Origin of the sequence: Pseudomonas sp. MF6776 (genome assembly GCF_016613125.1) — a bacterium.
In the GTDB taxonomy this organism is placed as follows: domain Bacteria; phylum Pseudomonadota; class Gammaproteobacteria; order Pseudomonadales; family Pseudomonadaceae; genus Aquipseudomonas; species Aquipseudomonas iridis.
In genome coordinates, this window is sequence record NZ_JAENSQ010000018.1 from 63890 (window position 1) to 89931 (window position 26042).

At 58.9% G+C, this 26042-nt stretch carries 28 protein-coding genes; 13 read left to right on the forward strand and 15 right to left on the reverse strand.

The window, feature by feature from the left end; genetic code table 11:
- Positions 1–23: 23 nt before the first annotated feature.
- Both JJD74_RS19935 and JJD74_RS19940 read right to left on the reverse strand, forming a co-directional pair.
- The gene (locus tag JJD74_RS19935) at positions 24–296 is read right to left on the reverse strand and encodes a hypothetical protein (RefSeq protein ID WP_200616622.1); all 273 of its coding nucleotides are present in this window, start codon (positions 294–296) and stop codon (positions 24–26) included.
- A 271-nt stretch (positions 297–567) separates the two neighbouring features.
- Complete coding sequence (locus JJD74_RS19940) at positions 568–1017, reverse strand: winged helix-turn-helix transcriptional regulator (protein ID WP_200616623.1); 450 nt, start codon at positions 1015–1017, stop codon at positions 568–570.
- Positions 1018–1201: 184 nt separating this feature from the next.
- On the opposite strand from JJD74_RS19940, the gene JJD74_RS19945 reads away from it, so the two are divergent.
- Together JJD74_RS19945 and JJD74_RS19950 are read left to right on the forward strand one after the other, a co-directional pair.
- Entirely contained in the window at positions 1202–2020 is an 819-nt protein-coding gene (locus JJD74_RS19945; protein ID WP_200616624.1) for an alpha/beta fold hydrolase, read from the forward strand.
- Between the two features lie 161 nt (positions 2021–2181).
- A complete protein-coding gene (locus tag JJD74_RS19950; protein WP_200616625.1) occupies positions 2182–2805 on the forward strand; it encodes a glutathione S-transferase family protein in 624 nt (207 codons plus the stop codon).
- Positions 2806–2811: 6 nt separating this feature from the next.
- Here the strand turns inward: JJD74_RS19950 and JJD74_RS19955 are convergent, their stop codons facing one another.
- Positions 2812–3312, reverse strand: a complete 501-nt coding sequence (locus JJD74_RS19955) for a winged helix-turn-helix transcriptional regulator (RefSeq protein WP_200616626.1) — start codon at positions 3310–3312, stop codon at positions 2812–2814.
- 99 nt (positions 3313–3411) lie between these two features.
- Here JJD74_RS19955 and JJD74_RS19960 point away from each other — a divergent pair, with 99 nt between their 5' ends.
- Entirely contained in the window at positions 3412–4050 is a 639-nt protein-coding gene (locus JJD74_RS19960) for an isochorismatase family cysteine hydrolase (protein WP_200616627.1), read from the forward strand.
- A gap of 95 nt (positions 4051–4145) precedes the next feature.
- Here JJD74_RS19960 and ptrR read toward each other — a convergent pair whose 3' ends face one another.
- Positions 4146–5024, reverse strand: coding sequence for a putrescine utilization regulator PtrR (gene ptrR, locus JJD74_RS19965; protein WP_042559547.1), 879 nt, complete (start codon positions 5022–5024; stop codon positions 4146–4148).
- A 104-nt stretch (positions 5025–5128) separates the two neighbouring features.
- On the opposite strand from ptrR, the gene JJD74_RS19970 reads away from it, so the two are divergent.
- From JJD74_RS19970 to JJD74_RS19980, 3 genes are all read left to right on the forward strand, one after another.
- The gene (locus JJD74_RS19970) at positions 5129–6520 is read left to right on the forward strand and encodes an aldehyde dehydrogenase family protein (protein WP_200616628.1); all 1392 of its coding nucleotides are present in this window, start codon (positions 5129–5131) and stop codon (positions 6518–6520) included.
- 110 nt (positions 6521–6630) lie between these two features.
- Positions 6631–7227, forward strand: coding sequence for a paraquat-inducible protein A (locus JJD74_RS19975; protein ID WP_042559549.1), 597 nt, complete (start codon positions 6631–6633; stop codon positions 7225–7227).
- A complete protein-coding gene (locus JJD74_RS19980; RefSeq protein WP_042559550.1) occupies positions 7224–7913 on the forward strand; it encodes a paraquat-inducible protein A in 690 nt (229 codons plus the stop codon). Before JJD74_RS19975 ends, JJD74_RS19980 begins: the two co-directional genes overlap by 4 nt.
- Here JJD74_RS19980 and ydiJ read toward each other — a convergent pair.
- A complete protein-coding gene (gene ydiJ, locus JJD74_RS19985; RefSeq protein ID WP_200616629.1) occupies positions 7846–10872 on the reverse strand; it encodes a D-2-hydroxyglutarate dehydrogenase YdiJ in 3027 nt (1008 codons plus the stop codon). The genes JJD74_RS19980 and ydiJ overlap by 68 nt on opposite strands.
- A 158-nt stretch (positions 10873–11030) precedes the next feature.
- Between ydiJ and JJD74_RS19990 the strand changes: the two genes are divergently transcribed.
- Positions 11031–11915: a LysR substrate-binding domain-containing protein gene (locus JJD74_RS19990; protein WP_042559552.1), complete on the forward strand. Its 885-nt coding sequence runs from the start codon at positions 11031–11033 to the stop codon at positions 11913–11915.
- Positions 11916–12009: 94 nt separating this feature from the next.
- On the opposite strand, the gene JJD74_RS19995 is transcribed toward JJD74_RS19990, so the two are convergent.
- From JJD74_RS19995 to JJD74_RS20015, 5 genes are all read right to left on the reverse strand, one after another.
- Positions 12010–13623, reverse strand: a complete 1614-nt coding sequence (locus tag JJD74_RS19995) for a GMC family oxidoreductase (protein WP_200616630.1) — start codon at positions 13621–13623, stop codon at positions 12010–12012.
- A gap of 74 nt (positions 13624–13697) precedes the next feature.
- Positions 13698–14915 (reverse strand): mandelate racemase/muconate lactonizing enzyme family protein, encoded by a 1218-nt coding sequence (locus JJD74_RS20000; protein WP_042559555.1) that lies wholly within the window; start codon positions 14913–14915, stop codon positions 13698–13700.
- 1 nt (position 14916) lies between these two features.
- Positions 14917–16236, reverse strand: coding sequence for an MFS transporter (locus JJD74_RS20005; protein ID WP_115147334.1), 1320 nt, complete (start codon positions 16234–16236; stop codon positions 14917–14919).
- Positions 16237–16318: 82 nt separating this feature from the next.
- Positions 16319–17743 (reverse strand): aldehyde dehydrogenase, encoded by a 1425-nt coding sequence (gene aldA / locus JJD74_RS20010; RefSeq protein ID WP_200616645.1) that lies wholly within the window; start codon positions 17741–17743, stop codon positions 16319–16321.
- 235 nt (positions 17744–17978) lie between these two features.
- Positions 17979–18911 carry a LysR substrate-binding domain-containing protein gene (locus JJD74_RS20015; RefSeq protein WP_200616631.1) on the reverse strand — a complete coding sequence of 311 codons (933 nt, stop codon included), beginning with the start codon at positions 18909–18911 and terminating at the stop codon, positions 17979–17981.
- 186 nt (positions 18912–19097) lie between these two features.
- On the opposite strand from JJD74_RS20015, the gene JJD74_RS20020 reads away from it, so the two are divergent.
- Entirely contained in the window at positions 19098–20276 is a 1179-nt protein-coding gene (locus JJD74_RS20020; RefSeq protein ID WP_200616632.1) for a hypothetical protein, read from the forward strand.
- A 136-nt stretch (positions 20277–20412) separates the two neighbouring features.
- On the opposite strand, the gene JJD74_RS20025 is transcribed toward JJD74_RS20020, so the two are convergent.
- Positions 20413–20748 carry a hypothetical protein gene (locus JJD74_RS20025; protein ID WP_042559559.1) on the reverse strand — a complete coding sequence of 112 codons (336 nt, stop codon included), beginning with the start codon at positions 20746–20748 and terminating at the stop codon, positions 20413–20415.
- A gap of 186 nt (positions 20749–20934) precedes the next feature.
- Here JJD74_RS20025 and JJD74_RS20030 point away from each other — a divergent pair, with 186 nt between their 5' ends.
- Together JJD74_RS20030 and JJD74_RS20035 are read left to right on the forward strand one after the other, a co-directional pair.
- Positions 20935–21174, forward strand: a complete 240-nt coding sequence (locus tag JJD74_RS20030) for a hypothetical protein (RefSeq protein WP_007910805.1) — start codon at positions 20935–20937, stop codon at positions 21172–21174.
- 255 nt (positions 21175–21429) lie between these two features.
- Positions 21430–21792: an NUDIX hydrolase gene (locus JJD74_RS20035; protein WP_200616633.1), complete on the forward strand. Its 363-nt coding sequence runs from the start codon at positions 21430–21432 to the stop codon at positions 21790–21792.
- Positions 21793–21795: 3 nt separating this feature from the next.
- Here the strand turns inward: JJD74_RS20035 and JJD74_RS20040 are convergent, their stop codons facing one another.
- Both JJD74_RS20040 and JJD74_RS20045 read right to left on the reverse strand, forming a co-directional pair.
- A complete protein-coding gene (locus JJD74_RS20040) occupies positions 21796–22038 on the reverse strand; it encodes a DUF1652 domain-containing protein (RefSeq protein ID WP_042559561.1) in 243 nt (80 codons plus the stop codon).
- Between the two features lie 110 nt (positions 22039–22148).
- Positions 22149–23048 (reverse strand): polysaccharide deacetylase family protein, encoded by a 900-nt coding sequence (locus tag JJD74_RS20045; RefSeq protein ID WP_200616634.1) that lies wholly within the window; start codon positions 23046–23048, stop codon positions 22149–22151.
- Positions 23049–23287: 239 nt separating this feature from the next.
- Between JJD74_RS20045 and JJD74_RS20050 the strand changes: the two genes are divergently transcribed.
- Entirely contained in the window at positions 23288–23968 is a 681-nt protein-coding gene (locus JJD74_RS20050) for an SOS response-associated peptidase (protein WP_200616635.1), read from the forward strand.
- Between the two features lie 330 nt (positions 23969–24298).
- Positions 24299–24571, forward strand: a complete 273-nt coding sequence (locus tag JJD74_RS20055; protein WP_042559564.1) for a hypothetical protein — start codon at positions 24299–24301, stop codon at positions 24569–24571.
- Between the two features lie 43 nt (positions 24572–24614).
- Here JJD74_RS20055 and JJD74_RS20060 read toward each other — a convergent pair whose 3' ends face one another.
- Positions 24615–24788 (reverse strand): hypothetical protein, encoded by a 174-nt coding sequence (locus JJD74_RS20060; protein WP_155401132.1) that lies wholly within the window; start codon positions 24786–24788, stop codon positions 24615–24617.
- 162 nt (positions 24789–24950) lie between these two features.
- Here JJD74_RS20060 and JJD74_RS20065 point away from each other — a divergent pair, with 162 nt between their 5' ends.
- On the forward strand, positions 24951–25337 hold the full coding sequence (locus JJD74_RS20065; RefSeq protein WP_115147339.1) for a DUF2784 domain-containing protein: 387 nt from the start codon (positions 24951–24953) through the stop codon (positions 25335–25337).
- On the opposite strand, the gene JJD74_RS20070 is transcribed toward JJD74_RS20065, so the two are convergent.
- Positions 25334–25861, reverse strand: coding sequence for a DUF3087 family protein (locus tag JJD74_RS20070; protein WP_200616636.1), 528 nt, complete (start codon positions 25859–25861; stop codon positions 25334–25336). The genes JJD74_RS20065 and JJD74_RS20070 overlap by 4 nt on opposite strands.
- Positions 25862–26042 lie beyond the last annotated feature (181 nt).

Consider the following 26042-nt stretch of genomic DNA (forward strand, 5'->3'; position numbering starts at 1 on the left):
TATCGCTTCAATTCCTCCAACATCTATTTATCCTTGAAGATTTCTATCGGTTTTTCCGCAAGCGTATCCCACGCGCCAGTTGCTCCGATGCTGTTCGAAATTTTACTGGCTACTTCTTCAGAATAGCCACCGGCTACAACAAACTTTTCAAAACCAGCACTCAGTCCTGCGCTAGTCAACGCTTTCGTAAAATCATCTGGCCCCTTCAAGTAACCAGCCAACAATCCTGCCAACGTTGATCCATTGGACAACAGGGTAGCGGTCAGTCCGGCGGCCGGAACTGAAGCAACTCCCATGAGCCACCCCGCACTACTCAATGCCTCGATGTTAGCGGCGCGCAGCTACTGGAGAGTGCCTGCATCGCTAAAATCAATATTGGCACCCGAAGCGAGACAATCCATGTTTCCACAAGGAAGGTAACGCGGGGCATAGGCATTGCCATCAATGACAACTGGAATTCTGTAGCCACCGTTGTCATCCATTAGATAACCCGTAAGCAGATCCGAGTGCGGCGAGATCCTTGTCTTCCTTGTTCTGCCCGTCTGTCGGTGTGTTGGCTGTTTTAGCTCAATGCTCGACGCAGAATCGGGTCGCCACCTCATTCGCCCCCAACACGCGACCGTCCGCTGCCTTCAGCTCAATCTTGCGGATCGGTTGACGATTCTTCGCATCGACCATCACTGATCCCGCCTCACCCGGCGCGTACATAAACTCGCCGCCCCATTGCGACAGCGCGACAATCACGGTCTGCAAAGCCTTGCCGCGTTCGGTCAGCACATATTCCTTATAGGCGCCGCCATCGGCTGCCGGCACTGTTTGCAGGATGCCTTGCTCCACCAGCGCCTTGAGGCGGGCGCTGAGCATGTTTTTGGCGATATCCAGGTTCTTTTGAAAATCGCTGAACCGGCGTATGCCCTCCAGCGCATCGCGGATGATCAGCAACGACCACCAGTCACCGATCAGGTCCAGTGTCCGGGCAACCGGGCAGGCATTGCCCTGCAGGCTTTTGCGCTTCACGTCAACGTACTCCCTCAAACCAGTGATCGGCCTTGTGGCTCAGGGTTGCATCATACAACCCTGATGCCGAGATCCAACCCAGCACCTGCATACAAGTGACCGGTTGCGATTGCGGGGATAGTGAAGACTGCCTTTTCGGCAATCCATGCACGCCCTTCGAAGAACCCTGACGCAAGGAGTTTCCATGAGCACGCTCACCACGCAAGACGGCACCGAAATCTATTACAAGGACTGGGGCAGCGGTAAGCCCGTGCTGTTCAGCCACGGCTGGCCGCTGGATGCCGACATGTGGGAATACCAGATGGAATACCTGAGCAGTCGTGGCTATCGCACCATCGCTTTCGACCGTCGGGGTTTCGGCCGTTCCGATCAACCGTGGACCGGTTACGACTACGACACCTTTGCCGATGACATCGCGCAACTGATCAATCATCTGGACCTGCGTGAAGTGACGCTGGTAGGTTTCTCCATGGGCGGCGGCGATGTCAGTCGCTACATCGCCCGGCACGGCAGCGAGCGCGTTGCCGGGTTGGTTTTACTGGGCGCAGTGACGCCGCTTTTCGGCAAGAAAGCCGACTTCCCGCAGGGCGTAGACACCTCGGTGTTCGATGGCATCAAGGCCGGTCTGCTGAAAGATCGTGCGCAGTTCATTGCGGACTTTGCCGCGCCGTTCTATGGCACCAATCAGGGCCAGACCGTCTCCGACGGCGTGCTGACGCAAACCCTGAACGTCGCGCTGCTGGCGTCGCTCAAAGGCACCGTGGACTGCGTGACTGCCTTCTCGGAAACCGACTTCCGTCCGGACATGGCGAAGATCGATGTGCCGACGCTGGTGATTCATGGCGACGGCGACCAGATCGTGCCGTTCGAAACCACCGGCAAACAGGCTGCCGCGCAGATCAAAGGGGCTGAACTCAAGGTTTATGCCGGTGCACCACATGGTTTTGCGGTGACGCATGCGCAGGCGCTGAATGAAGATTTGTTGGCGTTTCTCAGACGATAACCCTGGCCAATCAAACCTGACACTAACCTGTGGCGAGGGAGCAGACTTCCTCGCCACAATTAAAGCGTCATTCTCAAGTGAAACAGCATCACGCCATGTGGGCCTTGTGCATTGCACTATGGTATTTGTCACGACCGACGACCACCAAGGAGGGAAACCCGATGCTGCGAATTCTGGGCAAGGCTTCATCAATCAATGTGCGCAAAGTGCTGTGGACCTGCGCCGAACTGCAGATCCCGTTCGAGCGTGAAGATTGGGGCTCGGGCTTCAAATCCACCGACACACCTGAATTTCTCGCACTCAATCCCTGCGCCATGGTGCCGGTGATTCAGGACGGTGATTTCACCCTGTGGGAATCAAATTCGATCATTCGTTATCTGGTGGCGCGTTATGACGGTTCGCACCTTTATCCGGCGGATGCGCGCGAGCGTGCGCGCATCGATCAGTGGCTGGACTGGCAGCCTTCGGAGCTGAACCGCTCGTGGTCGTATCCGCTCATGTCGCTGGTGCGCAAATCACCGGACTACCAAGACCCGGAGGCATTGGCTGCTGGATGCCGGGCGTGGTCGCGCAACATGGAAATACTCGACCGGCAGCTGGAAAAAACCGGCGCCTATGTTAGCGGCAAGCAGTTTTCCCTGGCCGATATCCCGATTGGCTTGTCGGTCAATCGCTGGTTCGAGACGCCGCTCGCTCATCCGCACCTGCCCGCGGTCAATGCCTACTACGAGCGCTTGAGCCAACGTCCCGGTTATCTGCTTTACGGCCGCAACGGCACGCCGTGATCAAGGCTATTTCGCCTTGAACGCCTCACGCCGCGCCTGCCGTTCGGCGGCGTAGGCTTCTCGCGGCTGGCTGATCAGGTCTGCGCGCCGCAAAGGTTCGCCGCAGTGGTCGCATAGCGGACCCAAACCTGCGTCGTGATGACAGTTTTTGTGGGTCATGTTCACTGCCACTCCCTCTTCCGGTGCCTTGCACCAGGTTTCTCCCCACGCCCGCAACGCAATCACCACCGGATAAAACGCCTCGCCTTTCGCGGTGAGGTGGTACTCGTAGCGTTTCGGCCGCTCGTTGTACAAACGACGCTCGACCAGCCCGTGCGCCTCGAGGTTTTTCAGGCGGGCGGCGACCATCTGCGGGGTGCCAGCGGTTTGCGCCAGGATCTCGTCATAGCGATGGCTGCCCATAAACAACTCGCGCAAAACCAGTACGGTCCAGCGGTCACCTACGATTGCCTCCGCCCGCGCCACCGGGCACAGCGTGTCAGCAGACGGACTATCATTTATTGCCATCAGCGCTTGCCTCTTTCTTGATTACTATGATTATCATATCAACATGGCGCCGGGACCAGCCCTGCGCACTGTTCAAACTCTCTGCCGGAGCAAACAGTCATGTTGCCACCTCGCTATCCACTGGACAGAACCGCTTACTTGCTGGTCGATCCGTACAACGATTTTCTCTCGGAGGGCGGCAAGGTCTTCCCACTGATCAAAGCGATGGCCGACCAGAACGGTTTACTCGACAACCTGCGCAAACTCGACCGCGCCGTGCGCGGCCTGCAGATTCCGGTAGTCATCGTCCCCCATCATCGCTGGGAAAAAGGCGATTACGAAAACTGGGATCACCCCACCCCGACCCAATGCAAGATCATGCACATGCACCATTTTGCCCGTGGCGAATGGGGCGGTGAATGGCATCCGGACTTCGCGCCGCAGGACGGCGACATCGTGGTTCAGGAACATTGGGGCTCCAGTGGTTTCGCCAACACCGATCTGGATTTTCGCCTGAAACAGAAAGGCATCACCCACGTGATCATCGCCGGTCTGCTGGCCAACACCTGCATCGAAGCCACCGCCCGCTATGCTGCTGAACTGGGCTATCACGTCACCTTGGTGCGCGATGCCACCGCCGCGTTCAAAGCGGAAATGATGCACGCCGCTCACGAACTCAACGGCCCGACCTTCGCCCATGTCATCGCCAGCACCGACGAACTGATCGCCAGCCTCACCCCACACGGTGAAGCGCAGTGAGCCGGTCCGGCATTTGACACGGGTCGTATGCGCAGAAATTCTCGTGGCCATCGCCGACACCCTGTGCCAAAAACCACAATCTCACACAGTGTCAATTACTCTTCTGCACGCACCACACCTCGCTCCTCAAGCAAACGCACAAACATGCTCAAACTGCGCGACACCGTGCCCCGCCGCCACACCAGCCAAGTGGTCAGGTAGCGGAAATCTGCCGCCAGCGGCCAGACACTCACCGTCGCGCTGCCGGGCATGCTTTGCAGCATTTTGCGTGGCATCAGCGCCAGGCCTGCGCCGGCGCTGACGCAAGCGAGCATGCCGTGATAGGACTCCATTTCGAAGATCTTGCCGGGCACGGCGGCGTCGGTGCTGAACCATTTTTCGAAGTGGTGACGGTAGGAGCAGTTGGAGCGAAACGCATAGATGCTCTCGCCATTCACATCCGCCGCGCGCTGGACTGGCGGGTGGTTGAGCGGTGCGATGATGACCATTTCTTCTTCAAACGCAGGCACGCCCTCCAGCGCCGGATGCAACACCGGGCCGTCGACAAATGCAGCGGCCAGACGCCCGGATAGCACGCCGTCGATCATTGTCCCGGACGGACCGGTAGACAGGTCCAGATCGACTTTGGGGTGCAACTGGTTATACGCCGCCAGCAGTTCAGGGATGCGCACCGCGGCGGTACTTTCCAGTGAGCCCAGAGGAAACGCGCCCTGGGGTTCTTCTCCGGCAACCGTGGCCCGCGCCTCTTGCACCAGGTCGAGAATGCGCCGTGCGTATTCAAGAAAGCTCCAACCGGCCGGTGACAGGCGCAAACGGCTTTTTTCACGAATAAACAGATCGACGCCCAAATCCTGCTCAAGCTGTTTGATTCGCGTGGTCAGGTTCGACGGCACGCGATGGATCTGCGCGGCGGCGGCGCTGATGCTGCCGTGTTCGGCCACGGCTTTGAAGATTTCCAGCTGCACCAGATCCATAGTCATTCTCTAATCGTGAAAGAAACGATCTTTATTATTCAGTTTCCAGAACACAAACACCACCCTACTCTAGGCCCATCCAATGAACACGCAGGACGAAAGCCATGAGCCAGATTTCCAGCCAGACCCACGCCATTTCGATCAACCCTGCCACTGGCGAGCAGATCGGCCACTACGCGTTTGAATCCGCAGAAGCCCTCGATGCCGCGCTGACCCGCGCAGCGTTCGGCTTCGGCAAGTGGAAGCGCAAGCCGTTGCAAGACCGCTCTCGCGCTCTGACCGCCCTCGCCGGCGCGCTGCGTGAAACCGCTGAGGCCATGGCCACCATGATCACCCTGGAAATGGGCAAGCCCATTGCCCAGGCCCGCGGTGAAATCGAAAAATGCGCCAAGCTCTGCGAGTGGTACGCCGAACATGGCCCGGCCATGCTCGATGCTGAACCGACTCAGGTTGAAGGCGGCAAGGCGCGCATCGAATACCGCCCACTCGGCCCGATCCTCGCCGTGATGCCGTGGAACTTCCCGATCTGGCAAGTGCTGCGCGGTGCCGTTCCAGCGCTTATCGCCGGCAATACCTACGTCCTCAAGCATGCGCCTAACGTGATGGGCAGCGCGTATTTGCTGCGCGATGCGTTTAACCGCGCAGGCTTTGCCCCCGGCGTGTTTGAAGTGATCAACGTCACTCCGGAAGGCGTCTCCAGCGCCATCGCCGACCCGCGCATTGCCGCCGTTACGCTGACCGGCAGCGTCCGCGCTGGCATGGCCATCGGCGCTCAGGCAGGTGCCGCGCTGAAGAAATGCGTACTGGAGTTGGGCGGATCTGATCCGTTTATCGTGCTCAATGACGCCAATCTCGACGAAGCCGTTCAGGCCGCAGTGATCGGTCGCTACCAGAACTCCGGTCAGGTCTGCGCGGCGGCCAAGCGACTGATCATCGAAGAAGGCGTCGTTGAAGCGTTCACCCGCAAATTTGTTGAGGCAACGCGCAAGTTGAAGGTGGGTGACCCGCTGTCTGCCGACACTTACATCGGGCCGATGGCGCGTTTTGATCTGCGTGATGAACTGGATCAGCAAGTGCGCGACACCCTCGAAGAAGGTGCGACCCTGTTGCTCGGCGGCGGCAAAACCGCTGGGGCTGGCAACTACTACGAACCGACCGTGCTGGCCGACGTTACCGATCGCATGACTTCGTTCAAACAGGAACTGTTCGGCCCGGTCGCCTCGATCATCACCGCCCGCGATTGCGCGCATGCCGTCGCGTTGGCCAACGACAGCGAATTCGGCCTGACCGCGACGATCTACACCGCCAATGTGCAACTGGCACAGCAACTGACCAGCGAGCTGGAAACCGGCGGCGTATTCATCAACGGTTATTCCGCCAGCGACCCGCGCGTGACCTTCGGTGGCGTGAAGAAGAGTGGGTTTGGCCGTGAGCTGTCGCACTTCGGCGTTCGCGAGTTCTGCAATGCGCAGACGGTGTGGCTGGATCGCCGCTGATCATTTGCAGAAAATGCTGCCGCTCGATGCCCTGCAAGTTGCCCATTGCCGTGGGCCTTCTATAGTGATCAGGTCCCCCTGCTTTTGGGGCCCGATATCGAGCGCTTTTCATGATCGCCCCCGAACGCCTGATCATCTGCGAGCACTGCGATTGTGTGTATGAAAAAGCCGTGCTCGGCAAACACCAGAAAACCCTCTGCGTACGCTGCGGCGGGGTGCTCGAACGCTTCAACGGACTGACCGTTGAGCAGCGTCTGGCCCTGTCGTTCACGGCGGCGGTGCTGTGGCTGTTCGCCAATTTCTATCCGGTGATGAGCATCAGCCTCAAAGGCTTGAAAAACAGTGCGACGCTGTGGGATTCAGTGGTCGCCCTGAGCCAGGGTCCGATCACGTTCATGGCGATGGTGGCCGCAATCTCGATCATTATTGCCCCGGCGTTCCAGTTGGTGTTGCTGATCTGGGTGCTGAGTTTCGCCCTCTCATCCCGACGCGCGCCAGGCTTCAAGGTCTGTATGCGCTGGCTGGAAACGTTGCGCCCGTGGAGCATGCTGGAAGTGTGTTTACTGGGGGCGATGGTCGCCGTGTTCAAACTGGCCGGGATGCTTGATGTGCTGCCCGGTATCGGCCTGTTCGCCCTGGCCGTGCTGAGCCTGATGATGATCCGTATTGCCGGCCGCGACATCCGTGAACTCTGGGACATCTTATGAAGCGACCAGCGACCGCCAGCGAGCTGAACCTGTGCCTGTGCCACAGTTGCGGCCTGGCCTGCGACATGACCGACGAACCGCATGAGTGCCCGCGCTGCGACGCCCCGCTGCATCGGCGCAAGACCAATTCGCTCACCCGCACCTGGGCCTATCTGCTTGCCGCACTGGTGTTTTACGTGCCGGCCAATTTGCTGCCGGTGATGAACACCACGATGCTGGGCAGCGGCGCCGACAGCACGATCATGAGCGGCGTACTGGAGTTCTGGCAGCACGGTGCATGGGATATCGCGCTGATCATCTTCATCGCCAGTATTGCCGTGCCGGGCGTCAAGTTCGGAGCCCTGACGCTGTTGCTGATCACTGTGCAGCGCGACAGTGGCTGGGCGCGGCGGGAGCGCTCGAAGCTGTTTCGATTCGTCGAGTTGATCGGCTATTGGTCGATGCTCGACGTACTGGTGGTTGCCCTGGTCGCGGCGCTGGTGAAATTCCAGACGCTGGGCGATATCGAACCGCGTTCGGGCATCCTGTTTTTCGGCATGGTGGTGGTGCTCACCATGCTCTCGGCAATGAGCTTCGACCCGCGACTGATCTGGGACAACGCGCCGGACGACGAAACGCTCAGCGACGCACCCTCTCAAGCAGCACCTGCAAGGGATGGCGCACTGCCCGATCCGACTGGCGCTTGACCTGGCTGCGGCACGAATATCCGGTGGCCAGCGCCTCGCCCTTCTGCGCTGGCGCGTCGATCTGACGTGCCCACGACTGTTCGTAGATCACTGCCGAAGTGTCGCGGTTGCGCGCTTCGTGGCCATAGGTGCCGGACATGCCGCAGCAGCCGGTGGCCTGCGTGGTCAGTTTCAATCCCACGCGCTCGAACACTTGCTCCCACTGCCGGGTCGCGGCCGGTGCATTGGTTTTTTCCGTGCAATGCGCCAGTAAACGGAAGGTCTCTGCGGTGCCTTCTAGTGCCTGTTCCGGTATCACGTCGAGCAGCCACTCCTGCAGCAGCGCGACCTCCGGACATGCCTGCATACCGGGGACTTTCTGATATTCCTGGCGATAAACCAGGGTCATGGCCGGGTCCAGCCCCACCAGCGGCACGCCGACATCCGCCAGTTCGCGCAACTGTCGCGCATTGCGTAGAGCCGCGCGGTTGAACGCCGACAGAAAACCCTGCACATGCAGCGGCTTGCCGTTGGCACTGAACGGCGCCAGATAGACCTGATAGCCAAGGCGCGAAATCAGCTCGACCAGATCCGCCAACAGCGGCGCTTCGAAGTAGCGGGTAAACGCATCCTGCACCAGCACCACGCTGCGCTCGCGTTGCGTCTGGGTCAGCGCAGACAAGGTCGGCACCGCCGCCGGCTGCACCTGCCAACGGCGCATCGCTGCGTGAAAATCGAAACGGCTGAGCAACGGTACATCAACCATGCCGCCCAGGCGTTCCAGCAGTTGTCGAACCACCGACGCGCCCATCAAACCGTTGTACAGCGCCGGAATCTGCGCCATGTAGGGGATGCTGTATTCAAGCGACGCGATCAGATAATCCCGCGCCGGACGCAGGTAGCGGCTGTGATACAGCTCGAGGAACCGCGAACGAAATTCCGGCACGTTGACCTTCACCGGGCATTGGCCCGCGCAGGATTTGCACGCCAGACAACCGGCCATGGCGTCGTAGACCTCGTGGGAGAAGTCCGGCGTTTGCGCGCGGCTGTTGCGCCAGCGCTGCCAAAAAGTGCTGAAAAACGCGGGTCGACGAATAGCCTCAGACAGCACATCAACCCCCGCCTCACCCTGCAATCGCAGCCATTCGCGGATCAACGACGCCCGGCCCTTGGGCGACTGCGCGCGCTCACGAGTGGCCTTCCACGACGGGCACATCGCGTCATCAGGATCGAAGTTGTAGCAAGCGCCGTTACCATTGCAGTGCATCGCTGCACCGTAGTCCTGCCAGACTTTCTCGTCGATCTGTCGATCCAGTTCGCCACGCAAGGTCACTTCATCAATCTTCAGCAGTGCTGCGCCAGTGCTGGCCGCCGTCGCGATTTTGCCCGGGTTGAATTGGTTGAACGGGTCAAACGCGGCCTTCAGCGCTTGCAGCGCCGGGTACAGCTCACCGAAAAACGCGGGCGCATATTCCGAGCGCAGGCCCTTGCCGTGCTCGCCCCACAGCAGGCCGCCGTAGCGTTGAGTCAATGCGGCGACGCCATCGGACACCGGCCGCACCAGCGCCGCTTGTTGCGGATCTTTCATGTCGAGAATCGGCCGCACGTGCAGCACCCCGGCATCGACATGACCGAACATGCCGTACTGCAAACCGTGGCTGTCGAGCAGATCGCGCAACTCGGCGATGTACTCGGCAAGATGCTGCGGTGGCACGGCCGTGTCTTCGACAAACGGCTGCGGCCGCGCTTCACCGGCAACGTTGCCGAGCAAGCCCACGGCGCGTTTGCGCATGCCGTAAACCTTGTTCACCGCGGCGTGGCCTACCGCCAGCGTGTGGCCCAGACGCTCAACGGTAAGGTCTTTGCTCAAGTGCTCAACGAACGCTTCGACACGGCGCTGCAGATCTTCGGCATCGTCACCGCAAAATTCCACCAGGTTGATCCCCAGCGTCGGCCGTTCGGGGCTTTGTGGGAAATACTCGGCAACGCCGTGCCAGACAATGTCCTGCATCGCCAGCAACAGCACTTTCGAGTCGACGGTTTCAATCGACAGCGGCTTAAGCGCCATCAGCGCCCGGGCATCACGGAGCGCGTCCATGAACCCGGCGTAGCGAATGTTCACCAGCATCGTATGCTTGGGGATGGGCAGAACGTTCAACTTCGCCTCAACCACAAAGCCGAGCGAACCTTCGGCCCCACACAGCACGCTGTTGAGGTTGAAGCGATTGTCCGCCTCGCGCAGGTGCGCCAGGTCGTAACCGGTCAGGCAACGGTTGAGATCGGGAAAGCGCGCCTTGATCAGCGCACCCTGCTCATCAATGATCTGCCGCGCACAACGATAGACTTCGCCGATCCGATCCTCGCGTGCGCACTGCGCCTGAAGTTCGCTCTCCGCAAGCGGCTGACCGTGCAGACGATCGCCGCCGCGCAGGATCATATCCAGCTCCAGCACGTGATCGCGGGTCTTGCCATAGGTGCAACTGCCTTGGCCGCTGGCGTCGGTGTTGATCATGCCGCCGACGGTGGCGCGGTTGGAGGTGGAGAGCTCCGGGGCAAAAAACAGCCCGGCTGATTTCAGCGCGGCGTTGAGCTGATCCTTGACCACCCCGGCCTGCACGCGCACCCAACGCTGCTCGACGTTGATCTCCAGAATACGGTTCATGTGCCGCGACAAGTCGACGACGATACCGTCGGTCAACGACTGGCCATTGGTGCCGGTGCCACCGCCGCGCGGGGTGATGACCACGTGTTGGTAGGTCGGGTCGGCAATCAGTCGTGCGACCTTCGCCACATCCTCAGCGTCCATGGGAAACACCGCAGCTTGCGGCAGTCGCTGATAGATCGAGTTGTCAGTGGCCAGCACCACGCGACTGGCGTAGTCAGCGCTGATTTCACCACGAAAACCGCTGGCCTTCAGCGCATTGAGGAACTGCTGGTAATTGGAGGTTTGCGCGGTTGCGGGCGACAGCTGGGCAATCATCGGTCAGGACATCTCGGTAAAAATCGGGCCGTGTGGCGGTGAACAGTTGTACGCAACGAATGATTGCGTCAGGCTCCGCCATCTCATGTTGCCCATATTCATTGCTGACGAACGCTGGGACAACCGTAAATTCGACCCGCTATTGATGACTTTTACGAATGAATCCGCGCACGCTCACGCCTTCCATGTCATTACTGCTGGCCTTCGAGGCTGCCGCGCGCCACGAAAGCTACACCCGCGCCGCCCATGAACTGTCGCTGACGCAAAGTGCGGTCAGCCGTCAGGTGCAAATCCTCGAGAAAATGCTCGGCATGCGCCTGTTCAGCCGCGAAGGCAGGCAAGTAGTCCTGACCGACGTCGGGCGCATGTATCAACGCGAACTCGCCGAGGCACTCGGGCAGATCCGCAGCGCCACTTTGCAGGCCATGGCATTCGGTTCGGGCATCCATAGCCTGCGGCTGGCAACGCTGCCGACCTTCGGCTCGAAATGGTTGTTGCCGCGACTCAAGGATTTCTACACCGCCCACCCGGGCATGACCGTGCACTTGCACTCACGCATCGAAGCCATCGATTTTGATACCAGTGAAATCGACGCGGCGATCTGTGTGGGTGGTGGCGAGTGGCCAGGGCTGACCGCCCTGCCCTTGCACACCGAGGAACTGGTGGTCATCGCCAGTACACAACTGTCCGAAGACGAGCGCAACGACGCCGGGCAACACATCGCCGGGCAATTGCTACTTAACGTCAGCAGCAATGCTCAAGCGTGGACAGAATGGTTCAGCCAGCACGATTTGCCGCATCGCAGCATGCGCATCGGCCCGAGCTTCGAGATGACTGCGCATCTGATTCAGGCGGTGCGGGCGAATATTGGCGTGGGTTTGGTGCCGCGGATTCTGGTCGAGGATGAACTGCTGAATGGGGAATTGCTGCAACTGGGCGAACCGATTACCAGTCGACGCAGCTATTACCTGGTGTACCCGCCGCGCAATGAAGCGCTGCCGTCGTTGAAGGCGTTTCGGGACTGGTTGGTGGAGACGCTTTGAAGGCTCGCGATGACTGACAAGGCACTGTCAGATTTTTTTGCGAGCTGGTAATGGCCTGCTGTCAGGCAGGCCTTAAATCCCCCAAACCTGAAACCTATGCATCCTGCAAAATCAGATCCGCACCCTTCTCCGCCACCATCAGCACCGCCGCATGGGTATTGCCCGACGTCACGTTCGGAAAGATCGATGCATCGACAATCCGCAAGCCCTCAAAACCATGCACCTTCAGACGCTTGTCGACCACCGAAGTCTGTTCGTCCGCGCCCATCGCGCAAGAGCCGCACAAGTGGTAGATCGAGCCGCAGTTGTCGCGGAAGTATTGCAACATCTGCTCGTCTGTATCCACTGCCGGCCCCGGCAACACTTCGTCAACTGTGATGCTCTTGAGCGCCGGGGCGTTCATGATTTTGCGCATCAGGCGACTGCCCTGAATCACCTCGTCGATGTCCTTTTGCGTGCTCAGGTAGTTGGGATCGATCAGCGCTGCGTCGCGCGGATTTTTCGAGGCGATCTCGATGTGTCCGCGACTGGTCGGCCGGCACGGGTTGAAGCACAACAGAAAGCCTGAGTACGGCTCCGGCTTGAGACTGGCCTTGTTGTTTTTCGGAATCTGATACGACAACGGGTTGAAGTACAGTTGCAGATTGGGGTGCTGCTGATGCGCCTCGCCACGGAAAAAACCGCCCGCCTGATTAACGCTCATGGCCAGCGCCCCCTTGCGCGTCAGCAGGTATTTCACGCCGAGTTTGAACTGGCCGAACAGCGAGCTCAGTTCATCGTTGAGCGTCGGGATATTGGCCTTGTAGTAATAACTGGCGCATAGGTGATCCTGCAGATTCCGGCCCACCGCCGGCAGATGTTTGACTAGAGGAATCTGGTGCCTGGCCAGCAGGTCGCGATCGGCAACGCCGGACAACTGGAGGATTTTCGGCGTATCGACAGCACCTGCGCAGAGGATGACTTCCTTGCGTGCGGTGAAGGTTCGCGCCAGGCCATGCTGGGTAATCGAAATGCCCGTCGCACGTCGCTTCGTTTCGTCGAACAGGACTCGGTCCACCAGCGCGTAATGCTCAACCGTCAGGTTCGGGCGTTTCAGCGCCGGATGCAGATGCGCAAAGCTGCTGGAGCAGCGCTGGCCATTTTTAGTGTTGACGTCGTAGAGGCCCGCACCCTCGAAATTCGCGCCATTGAAATCATCGCTGCGCGGATAGCCGAGCTCGGCGCAGCCCTCCAGAAACACGTCGCAAATCGGATGGGTCTGACCCTTCATCGGCGTGATGCTGATCGGGCCGCTGCTACCGTGGTATTCGCTGTCGCCCAGCGGATGGTTTTCCAGTTTGCGGAAGTACGGCAGCACGTCCTTGAAGCCCCAGCCGTCGTTGCCATTGGCAGCCCAATCGTCAAAATCATGGGCCTGCCCGCGCACGTAAATCATCGCGTTGATCGAGCCCGAGCCACCCTGCACCTTGCCGCGTGGCGCGTAGATTTCGCGATTGCCCAATTGCTTCTGTGGCTGGCTGTAATACATCCAGTTGAAGGTCGGGTTGTAATACATTTTGGCGAAGCCGACCGGGATCTTGAACCACAGAGAGCTGTCCTTGCCACCCGCCTCCAGCAGCAGCACGCTGTATTTGCCCGAGGCCGAGAGCCGGTTGGCGAGCACGCAGCCTGCGGCGCCTGCGCCAGCGATGATGTAGTCGTATGTCATGCACGGTTACCGCGTAAGTCGTTGTCCATAATTCGCCGAACCTTTAGGGGTTGGCGTGGCAATCAGAAGCTATGTCAGCCTCTGGCCGGCGATGTGTCTTTGACGTCCACAGGCGTCGGGGCCATTTGCAGGTGCAGGCGCTCGCCGGTGTACGGTGAATGCTTGCGCACCACGTCCATGTTCAGCTCGACGCCCAGGCCCGGCTCGGTGGACGGAATGATGTAGCCGTCCTCCCACTGCAACGGCTTGGTCAACACCTCGGCATGAAAACCGCCCCAGGTGCCGATGCTTTCCTGAATGAGAAAATTCGGTGTACACGTCGCCAACTGGAAACTCGCCGCCGCACCAATCGGCCCGTTGTACAGATGCGGGGCAATTTGCGCGTAATAGGCCTCGGCCATGCTGGCGATCTTCTTGGCTTCGAGCAGGCCGCCGCAACGCGCGACGTTCATCTGCAGAATCGATGCACCGCCGGCCTGCAGCAGCTTGAAGAATTCGTACTTGGTGGTCAGGCGTTCGCCCGTAGCAATCGGGATGCTGGTCTTGGCCGCAACCTGGGCCATGGCCTCTTCCTGCCCTGGCGGCACCGGCTCTTCGAACCACAGCGGATCGTATTTTTCCAGGCGCTTGGCCAGACGTATCGCCGAGGACGGCACCATCTGCCCATGGGTGCCGAACAGCAGGTCGCATTTGTTGCCCACCGCCTCGCGGATCTTGCGGCAGAAGGTTTCGCAGCGTTCCAGCACTTCCAGCGAGATCTGGTGCCCGGAGTACGCGGTGTAGGGCCCGGCCGGGTCGAATTTCACCGCCGTGAAGCCTTTGTTCATGTTGTCGATGGCGCACTCGGCAGCCAGGTCCGGGTCGTCGTAGTCGTACTCGCCACGGCTGTTGACCGGATACAGATAGGTGTAGGAACGCAGGCGTTCGTTAACCTTGCCGCCGAGCAACTCGTAAACCGGCTTGTTCGCCGCTTTGCCGATGATGTCCCAGCACGCCATCTCCAGACCGCTGACCACGCCCATCATGGTCAGGTCAGGACGCTGGGTGAAACCACTGGAATAGGCCTGACGAAAGAAGCGCTCGATGTGGTGCGGGTCCTGATCGAGCAGGTAGCGTTCGAACACGTCCTCGATGATTGGCAACATGGCTTTGGGGCCGAAGGTCGCGGCGTAGATCTCGCCAACACCTTCAATGCCGCAGTCGGTCTTGAGCTTGACGAACAGCCAGTACATACCGCCGACGTGCGGTGGCGGTACAGCAACGATATGGGTTTCAAGGGCGACGATTTTCATCTCAGGCACCTGTCTTGTTCAAGGATTGGCGATTGATTCGGGCACGCAGGGTCACGGCAGCCAGGGTGCCGAGGAAGCCGACGAAGGCGATGTAGCCGAAGTAGAGCTTGTAACCGAGGGCACCGGGATACTGCTCGGTGAGGTAGCCGTTGATCAGCGGAATGAAGGCGTCCGGCAGGTAACCGACCACCGAAACAATGCCGATGGCCAGGCCGGTGATGCGCAGCGGAATGTTGCAGGTATCGAGGATCGCCCAGTACAGCCCGCGAATCGCATAGGTCATCAGGCCGATGAAAATCACCGTGCTGATCAGCAGGCCGATGCTGTTGAGCGACGGGAACACGATCAGGCCGACAATCGCCAGACTCGCCAGTAACAGCGCAACGATCAGCACCGAAATATTCGAGAACCTGTCCCCCAGCCAGCCGCCACCGATGCCGCCAATCGGGCGCATCCACAGTTTGATCGTGGTGATGGTGCCGGCCATGACGGCCGTCATGCCGCTGCCCTGAAGGTAATCGGAGAAGCTGTAGGTGGCCCAGAAGATGTGATAACCGCAGAACACAATCGCGGTGACCAGCCATAGCTCGGGAATTTTCACCAGGGTCGCCAGGTCGGTGAGCAGATTGAATTTGCCCTTCTCCACCGCCGGCGTGTCCTGCATCGACTTCGGATCCTTGATCAGCACCAGCACACAGCCGATGGCGATACAGGTAAAGGCGTAGAGATAGACCACGTGCCGGAAGCCTTCGGCGGTGGACTCGCCACGGGTTTCGGTGGCGAAGGCAAACAGCCCCAGAGCAACGGTCGCCAACAAGGCTTCAATCAGGCCACGACCACCGTCGAGGATGCCGAAGAAACGCCCCTGTTCGGTGTGATGCGCGATCATTTTCACGCGCTTGAGCACCGAGGCCCAGAAGGTCAAACCGGTGGTCAGTCCCCAGCAACCGAAGATGATCATCAACTCGGTCATCGACGGCGCGGTCGAGTACCAGAGGCCCAAAACGCCCGTGGCCACCAGCGAGAAGAAAATCAGGAAACGCGGCGCAATGCGGTCGGCCAGCCAACCGCTCGGCAAGTAGCAGAGCAGAAAAATCGTGCCGAGGATCGAGTACAGATAGCCCAGTTCACTGTGGCTGATCTGGAACACCTCGAGCATGGTCGTTTGATAGACCTGGCGCAGGTACAGAATCGGATAGATCGCGCCGGCGGCCAGTACCAGCAACATCAATTGGAAATAGCGACTTCCCTTGTCACTTTGGCTTTTCACAGCCGCGTTGGAACCCTGAACAGCGGCAGCAGAGGATGCATGCTTGGACATTGAAGTGACCTCGGGCGACCCGTGCTCCGGGCGCCCCTGATAATTGTTTTTATAGATGAAGCGTGAGGCGTGTCGCGGTGGATCAGTACTTCATGACCACAAGTCGGGTCTGGGTGAATTCGAGCATGCCGTGCTTGCCGTCATCACCGCCCAGGCCGGAGCGCTTCCAACCGGCGTGGTAACCCTGATACGGGTCGGCCGGGGTGCGATTGACGTACAACTCGCCAGCCTCGATGGCGTTGGCGACTTTCTGCGCGGTGCGGTAATTCTCGGTGTAGAGCACCGACGCCAGGCCGAACTGGTGGTCGTTGGCCATGGCCAGCGCCTCGTCGATGTCGCGGTACTTGAGCACCGGCAGCACCGGGCCGAAGATTTCCTCCTGGACGATTTCCATGTCCTGACGGCAGCCGCTGAGCAGCGTTGGCGGATAAAAATGCCCCCGACCCTGCGGCAGGACACCGCCGCACTCCAGGGTCGCCCCGTCGGCCACGGCACGTTCGACCATCGCGTGAATGTTTTTCTGTGAGCTGGCGTTGGCCAGCGGGCCCATCAGGCTGGCGTCGGTGGCACGGTCGCCGAATTTGACCTCGGCGATTTTGCTTTTGAGCAAGTCGAGGAACCGGTCGTAGATACTTTCCTGCACATAGACACGCTCGACCGCAGTGCACAGTTGCCCGCAGTGCGTGGTCTTCGAGGCAATGACCGCCGTCGCAGCCGCTTCCAGATCGGCATCCGCCTCGATGATCGCCGGGGTCTTGCCGCCCAGTTCCAGCGACGGCTTGGCGATATTGGCCTTGCAGTAATCGAGGACGATGCGCCCGGCGTTGACGCTGCCGGTCAGGGTAATCAGGCCTACCGATTTATGCGTGCAGACCGCCGCCGCCGTGGCGTGGTCCATGGTCAGAATATTGATGACACCCGCCGGCATGCCCGACTGCTGCACCGCTTTGGCGATTTCGAACGCCGAGGTCGGTGTGTTGTTGCTCGGACGCACCACCACGGTGTTGCCGGTAATCAGCGCCGGGGCGATTTTGCGCAACAGGGTGTAGACCGGGTAGTTGAACGGAATCAGGCAGGCGACGACGCCGATCGGCTCACGATGCAAAAACAGGTTTTCATCAGGGCTGTCGCTGGGAATGATTTCGCCTTCGATACGGCGTGCCCATTCAGCATGATAACGAGTGATCTGCGCCGCATAGCGCGCTTCATTACTGGCGTCGCTGACGCTTTTGCCGGACTCGGCGGCCAGTGCGGCGCCAATGGCTTCAGCACGATCCTCAAGGGCTGCGGCCAAGGCTCGCAGGTGTTCGGCGCGCTCGATGCTGGTGAGTTTGCCCCAAAGCTTTTGCGCGATGGTCGCAGCGTCGACCGCGGCAGTGGCCTCCTCGGCAGTGGCGCCCGACACATGACCCAGCAACGCTTCGGTGGCCGGATTGTAGACCGCAATCAGCGCTGCGCTGGCAGGCTCGATGAATTGGCCGTTAACAAAATTTCGCTCGATTCGCATGTGCATCGCCCATCGTTTGTTTTTATCAATGCCGCCAGTCTTGTCATCGATGGCGGGTTGAACAAACGATTTATCGGGCGGTTAAACATGCGAAAAATGCAGGTTACTCCTGGCTCCACCGCAAACTCCTGTGGGAGCGAGCCTGCTCGCGAAGAGGTGGGTCATTCACAGATGATGGCGGCTGATCCAACGCTTTCGCGAGCAGGCTCGCTTCCACAAGGGGATTTGGGGTGTGTCAGGAAGCAGCCGTCGACGGCTCCAACTGACGTTGCGCCAGCCAGATTTCTTCTTGCAGCCACTGACTGAACACCTGCAACTGCGGCATTTCCGTCTGCTCCGGCCGGGTCACCAGCCAATAGGATTGATGCCCTTCGACATGCACATTCAGCACTTGGGTCAGTTGTCCGCTGGCCAGCTCCGTCGCGACCATGTGCCAGTCGGCAATGGTGATTCCCAGCCCATCGGTCGCGGCCTGAATCGCCAGGTCCAGCAGGTCGAACTCATAACCGCCCTGGGTATCCACACCAGTGATCCGTGCCGCATCGAGCCAGTGTTTCCAGGTCAAGTAGCGCTGATCTTCCTTGGCCAACACATGCAATAACGTAAGGCGATTGAGGTCGATGCCCTGCTCGCCACTCTCGCGGGCATACAGCGACGACGCGCACACCGCGATGTGCCGCTCCTGGATCAGCAGCGAACTGTCGAGGCCATCCCACTCCCCATCACCAAAACGGATGGCGCAATCGAGGGTACTGGTTTCCGCGAGGCTGTCCTGCAAGCGCGTCGTAATGCTCAATTCCAGTTCCGGGTGCCGCTCGCGCAGACGCCCCAGCCGCGGCATCAACCAGCGACTGGTGAAGGTCGGCGGCGCGTTGATGTGCAGGCGATTGGAATGGGTTTTCTGTTGAATGCTGCGCACCGTCAGCTCGATCTTGTCGAACGACTGATGCAGCGCCCGCAACAGAATCTTGCCGGCGCCCGTCAGCTCCAAATGATGATGGCGGCGCTCGAGCAGGCTTTCGCCAAGCTGTTCCTCCAGTTGCCGCACCTGGCGGCTGACCGCACTTTGCGTGACATTGAGCAACTCGGCGGCGCGGGTGAAGCTGCCGGTGCTGCCGGCGACTTCGAACGCCTTGAGCGCGTTCAGGCCAGGCATTTTGCGTTTCATATCAAAGCACTCGAAAACCGCTGACAAGGCGCAGAGCATCCCATGAGTGTGTGGGACTGTCCTACAGGATTTTTCGAGTAACTTGCATTCGACGCAGGTTTCTCCAGCGTTTTTATCGTTTGTTCAACAATCGGCACATGGCAAAACTGCGCGGCATCTCTAATAAAAACAATCGAGAGCCGCTCCATGCCCTTCCCCTCTTCGTTTCGCCTGCGCACGACTTCCATCGCTCTGTTCTGCAGCTTTGCCGCCCCGGCAATGGCGGTGCAGGTCACCGACAATCTTGATCTGGGCGGTGCCATCCGCGCGCGCTGGGATGTCGACCCGGATCGCGACATTCAGAAGTTCGGGCTCGACACGGTATTCCTCAGCGCAAAATACAATTCGGAAAGCTGGATCGGTGAGGCTCAGTACCGTTTCTATGGCCGCTCCTACCCGTACCAGTACACGAAAAACTACGGCGACATCCAATTCGCCAAGTTCGCGTGGGTGGGCTACAAATTCAACCCCGACCAGCAGGTGCAAGTGGGCCTGAACACCGTACCGTTCGGTTTGCAGCCGTACTTCGGCAGCACGTTCTACGAGACGCTGGGCAACGTTATCGGCCTGGAAGATGTGCAACAGGTCGGCGCCAAGTACATCCAGCAAACCGGCGAATGGAACATTCAGGCCGGGTACTACGTGCGCCCCGCGTGGCAAGGCAAAGGCACCAGCAACGGTGTGAGCTACTCAAGCGTTGTATCCGAGGCCGACGACTATGTGGCTGACGGCAGCGACAACCGGGAGCGCAACACCATCGTGCTGCGCGTGGCCAAGGCGCTGGACCTCGGCCCGTGGAAGTCCGAGGTCGGCGTCTCCGGCCTGACGTCGAGCATTCAGAACAGGGACACCGACAACGACGGCCGACGCAATGCCGTTGCCGTGCATTACCTGGGCAAGAACGGTCCATGGGGCGTGCAGTTGCAAGCCGCGCGGCAGCAGATGTCACCGCGCAATCCGGGCACTGATGAACTGGTAACCCTTGGTGGTTACGACGGTACTTTCAACGTCGCCAGTCGCGGCAATCTGTACGTGGCAGACCTGAGTTATGACGTGGGCGGCAAATACCTGTTCGACCAAGTCAGCGGCATCAAGCTCTACGCCAACTACAGTGCCTTCGACAAATCCGCCAGCAGCTTCAAGACGTCGGAACGGATGATCCTCGGCAGCTCGTTTTCGGTGAGTAAATTGTGGGTGGCGGCTGAATGGCTGATCGGCAAGAACGATCCGTACATCGGTGGCAGCAGCTACACCCAGAGTTTGGGTGCAGGGGGCCTGGATCAGTGGGAAAACCAGATGTATGTGAACATCGGGTATTACTTCTGACCGCCAGTATTACTGCGCCAGTCAGTACGTCATCGCGACAACCGACATTTCAGACTGATCGCTCTGCGCTGGTATCGACAGCCAAAAAAAAGCAGAAACCGGAATTCGGTTTCTGCTTTTTTGCACCCGACAATTGCTACAGGCAATCACGCACAGACTGGCGTAGCGACCCGGACTTGGCCCACGGCGGGCCTTGGTACAAGGAAACGCTGCTGCCGTCCTTGTATTTGACGATTTCGAGAATCTCGTCAGCCGTGATGATGCTCGGCGCAGTGATGCGGTAACCGTTGGAGATCGATGTCTGCGAGGTTTTCGCAACATCCTTCTGCCACAACGGCAATACGCACGCGGCATAGTCTTTGGGCGCCTTGCTAGTGGTCTTTCTGACATTGGGCTCACCCGGCACCAACGATGTCGGCAACGAGCACCCTGCCAACATGACCAACGCCAGACTCCCGATCCATATCCGCATGATGTTTCCTTTTGCAAAAAAAGTGAATGTACCGCCTAACAGACAACACATCCATCGTGGCATCGCGCCCGCTGTGGAGATTGGACAATTTTTTACACCCCCATTCAGCGGTATCACAGAAAAACCACCCACGACGGGTGAAAAATGCGACTACTCTTTTTTACCGAGAATGTTCCGGAGGTGATCATGCGTCTCAACGAATACGAACACGAACTGCAACGCGACTTGCAAAGCGTCGCGTCGGATCTGCGCTGGTCGGCAGTCGATCTGAAACGCATCGCCGAGCAGCTGCGCAAATCTGGTAACGAGGCTGACGCGCAGTCAGTACTGAGATCCTGTGAGGTCTTGCAAAGCGATGAAGAGCGGCTGCAATTGTACGCCAGGGAAGTGAAGGCACGGGCAATCAGTCGCACCAAAGTCCACTGACACACACTTATTACCGCTGCAAACTAAAGCCCTGGCGTTAGCCGGGGCTGCTTTTGTAAAACCCGTTATCTCGCCTCGTAACCCTGAACACGCGTTTAGGGTTTTCAGTATCCGCTCGTACCGCGCAAGCCTGTTTCAGCATTTGGCACTTCTCTCAATACTCGACGCTCCAACGTCAAAGGAACCTTTAACCAAAGGTCCGGCTCGAATATTGCAGTTTTATTTCTTTTTTGTGACAGCGGTAACAGGCAACCGATGAAAGTACGTGCAACCGTCATCTGCGAACAGAATCGACATATCCTCCTGGTGCGCAAGCCCCGCTGCCGCTGGAGTTTGCCGGGCGGCAAAGTCGAACCTGGAGAAACCCGGACGGGCGCTGCCGTGCGCGAATTGCAGGAAGAAACTGGGCTGAATGCCGATGAAGTGCTCTACCTGATGGAACTGCAATACGGCGGAACCCGACATCATGTCTATGAGGCTTCGGTGCTAAACATAGAAGAGTTGCGCCCGCAGAACGAAATCACTGATTGCATCTGGTTTCCGTTAGGCGCGGTACAGAATCTGGATACCAGCGAAGCAACGCTTCGCATCGTCCGGGCATTTCAACGGCGTTTATAAACATCAACCGGCGAAGGCCCTGCGGCCGGCACTCATTTCTGTACGCAATTCGCCAATAAAGTTGGAAATGTCGCGGATCGTGACGAGATGTTCCGGGGAAACGCCGTTGAGCAGCAACTCGACGCGTCCGCTGCCGGGCTCATAGACTTTGATTTGAAGCAGCCCCTGAGGCGTTGAAATGCACTCGCATTTAAACGTGGGAAAGCCGGATTCGACAATGCGACAGATGTCGGCAATGGCAAGCATGGCGGGGCGCCTCGCAGGCGTTGAATCGATCGATCCGTAGAGCATAGATGGGCAATGACTGCCCCGCCCCCCGAAAAACGTCAACCCGATCACACTTTTCATGCGTCCCGTCAGTGAGAATCGTGATCCCAGATCCAGTTCCACATGCCCGGCAACTGCACCGATTCGGAACTTTGCCGAACCGTACGCGCCAGCGCAGCCTTCTCCAATTCAGCGTGATCGTCATAAAAAGGCTTTTGCGCCAATCTCACGCCGGTGGTCGCGGCGCTATCGAGCAGGATTTGCAGGTATTCGCGCATATGCCGCGCGGTATAGCGGTTGAGATCATGAAAGGTCACCACCACAGGAATCACACCGTCCACTGTCGGAAACTCTCCCAGGGCGATGCGCTCACGCACTTGCGATAGCTGCTGCAACATGTTCGCCCTTCGGCGCGGGCTGGCGTTGAAGCCCCAGATCTTGCCGTCATTGGCACTCAGATCCGTAAGCAACACCTGCAAGCCATGCTGTTGATAGGCGGCGAACGTGCGTTTGTCGTAATTCCAGAATGGCGGTCGCAGCAACTTCGGCGGCGCTCCGGTGAGGGCGGCGATGTCAGCGGAGCCGTTGGTCAGCGATTCTTTGAGTTCCTGCGGGGTGAGCGAGCGATGGTTGGTGTGCCAATGGGTTGCTGTATGAAAACCGAGGACATGCCCCTCTTCGAACTCGCGCCGCATGATGTCGCGACCGATTTCGCTGTTGCCAGCCCGGGGGGCACGCGTCTGGACGAAAAATACCGCTTTGATGCCCGCCTGCACCGGGTTGTCTTTCAGGCTGTCGAGCACCTTCGCTGATGGATTCCAGAAACTCGAGGCGCTGGGGCCGTCATCGAACGTCAGCAGAAAACGCACCGGCGCTTGAGCCTTCAGCCGGGATTCGGTTTGCGCGGTCAGTTCAATGGGCGCGGCAATGCAGCCGGCCAGCACCAGGGCGATGACCGCTGCACAAAAAAGTTTGAATCCGGATGTCATGTTTTGCCTTCAGTCCGACCACTGCGTTCATGTACCGATTGGCAAAACTCCCTCGCCCTTATCCAGCCCTGCGCTCGGCTTCGCGCGCCGAGGTTGGATAAGGTACACAGGGTTTGGTTCCAGTGCTCGCTCTGTGCACCAGTGGCTGCTGAAACGAGGCGACACGTTCATCGGTCACCTCGCCAAGGAGTGAAGCAAAGAGCCAACTAAGCTGATATTTCCTACAGGAGATTCAGCCGATGTGCGGAAGACTCTCGCAGTACCGGGGCATTCACGATTTCGTCGCAGTGCTGAGCATTCCCGATGCGCTGATCAATCATGTCGGCGAAGCGCCGCTGGCTCGATACAACGCAGCGCCGACCACCGCGCTGGCGGTCCTGCATCAACACGAACAACGTGTGTATGCGGACAATCTGCGCTGGGGCTGGAGTCCGCACTGGGCAAAGGACCGCGCCGCACCGATCAATGCGCGGGTGGAGAAAGTCGCACACGGGCCGTTTTTCCGCGCAATCTGGCGTCACCGCTTGATCGTGCCGGTCGATAATTGGTTCGAATGGGTCGATGCCGAGGACAAAACCCGACAACCATGGCTGATTCGTCGGGTGGATCATGAGCCAGTTTTCTGCGCCGCCATTGGGCAATTTCCGACACCGGGTGCCGATGCTCGTGACGACGATGGCTTCGTCATCATCACTGCCGACAGCATGGGCGGCATGCTCGATATCCACGACCGTCGACCGGTGGTGCTCAACGCCGAACTGGCGCGCGAATGGCTCGATCCGGCGACCCCGGTGGAACGAGCCGAGCAGATGCTGTTGTTCGAGGGTGAAGACGCAACGGTGTTTGAGTGGCACAAGGTCGTCAAAGCCGTCGGAAACTCACGCAATCAAGGCCCCGAGTTGATCGCTGAAGTGGCCTGAAAATCTGCCAGCGCTACACGCTCTCTTATGTAGGAACTGCCGAAGGCTGCGATCTTTTGATCTTGAAAACCACAAGCTAAGATCGCAGCCTTCGGCAGCTCCAGGGTGACGCGTAGCGTTTACAAACAGTGTTTCAATCTTGAGACAAGCGTATATAAAACAGTCGTTTGAGCGAACTAACCGCCTGTCTGACATTTCAATCGTCATACATACATTTACATTCGCTACGGATAGCATGCGCGCCGCATTTCCAATTGGTATACCAGTTGACTGTAAAGTCAACAAGCCAGAATTCCCCCATAACGTCTACAAGCCTTGCAGAGAAATAAGTTGCGCGACGATTTTGCAATCAAACAGGTCGGAGGCCTGGAGTGTATTCATCTGTCCACGACAGAACGCCTTCAACTCGACTGTTTTATCGGCCATTACATCAAGACCCGAAACCTGAGTTCAGTTCCTGACATCGAACGTATCCTGCGCATCACTCTGGATGAGTATCCCGGCCAGGCGCCGGTGATGGTCAACGAGCTCAATGCCTGGATCGACCGAACTCTGGGTTACCGGGCGGCACACCCCGATTTCTCGCAGCTGGAAGACCTTTGAAACGCCAAAGCCCCGTTGATTCGGGGCTTTGGCAATTCATCATTCAAGGTTTTAGCGGGCGTTCCTGATCGCGATCCGACAGCTCTCGGCTGTCGTCATGTTTCCAGGTCTGCTCCTCTCTCCTCTTCTGTTGCTCGACCTCTTCTTCTGATGGCTCATCCTCATCATCCAGATGCGTTTTCTCAGTTGCCATATCCGCCTCGCTTTCAGAAGTCATTCATCGTCGATAAAGCGTAGAACAGTTTTCACCGCGCAACTTGTAACCACTCGACGCTGACAGCAAACACCATCTCCGGCTAACAATTGCGCTAAATCGCGCCGTCCGTGAGCCGCGGCTGGCGTAACATGGCACCCATCACAAATGCGTCAGGGAGACGACATGCTGTACCGAATCGCAGCCGACGGGCTGGTGCTGTTTCATTTGCTGTTCATTCTATTCGTGCTGTTCGGCGGACTGCTGGTGCTCAAGTGGCCGCGACTGATGTGGCTGCACTTGCCGGCCGCCGCGTGGGGCTTCGCGGTCGAGGTGTTGCACCTGACTTGCCCCCTGACCTATTGGGAAAACCTGATGCGCCACGCCGCCGGGCAAACCGAGTACGCCGGCGGTTTCATCGAACATTACATCTGGCCGATCATCTACCCGGCCGGGCTTACACCGCAGATTCAACTGGTGCTAGGCAGCGTGGTGCTGATGATCAACCTGCTGGTTTACGGGCGATTGATCCGCTCGTGGAAACTGCGCCGAGCCAGCCGTATTTCGCTTTAACGCGACGCAGGCTTCAAGGCCTCCAGCCACGCCGGATCAAGGCGTGGCTGGTCGACATCGAGACCCAGCGCTTGCATCCGATCTTTGTGCTGTTCGACTTCACGATGCAACTGCGCATGATCGCTGGAGTTGCCATCCAGTTCATGCATCTGCGTCAGCCCCTGATGATAGAAGCGCAACACTTTCATCGCGATCGGGTCGTTCTTTTCCACTGCCGCCGTCACCTGATGCATCACATTGGTGACGCTCATCAAATTGCGCTTGAGCCGCCAGCTATACACCGCCGGCGCCATCCAGCTCTGATTCCAGAAGCGCCCGCGCAGCAATGCCGCCGTCAGCAGAAATGCCAGAAAAACCCCGCCGACATTAAACCGCAGGTTATCGCCGCCCGGTTCTCCGAACAGCTGCACCGCCACCGTTGAAAACAGCATCGCCAGCACCAGGAACAGCACGGCGATGATCAGCGTGCTGCGGCGGGTCTGCTGGCGAAAAGTGGCGGCGTCCATCGGCTGAATCTCGAACATCACTAATGACTTCCTTGAGCAAGAAAAAGAGGCACAACTGAAAAACGGGCCCGCGCATTATCGCCTCTGCGATGGATTTAGCTATGCTGAGGCCCCTTTTCATCTTTTCATCGTCCAACGGGGACATGGCGGTATAGCGCAGATCGTGCCATCTTCATTCATGGATACACACTATTCGGAT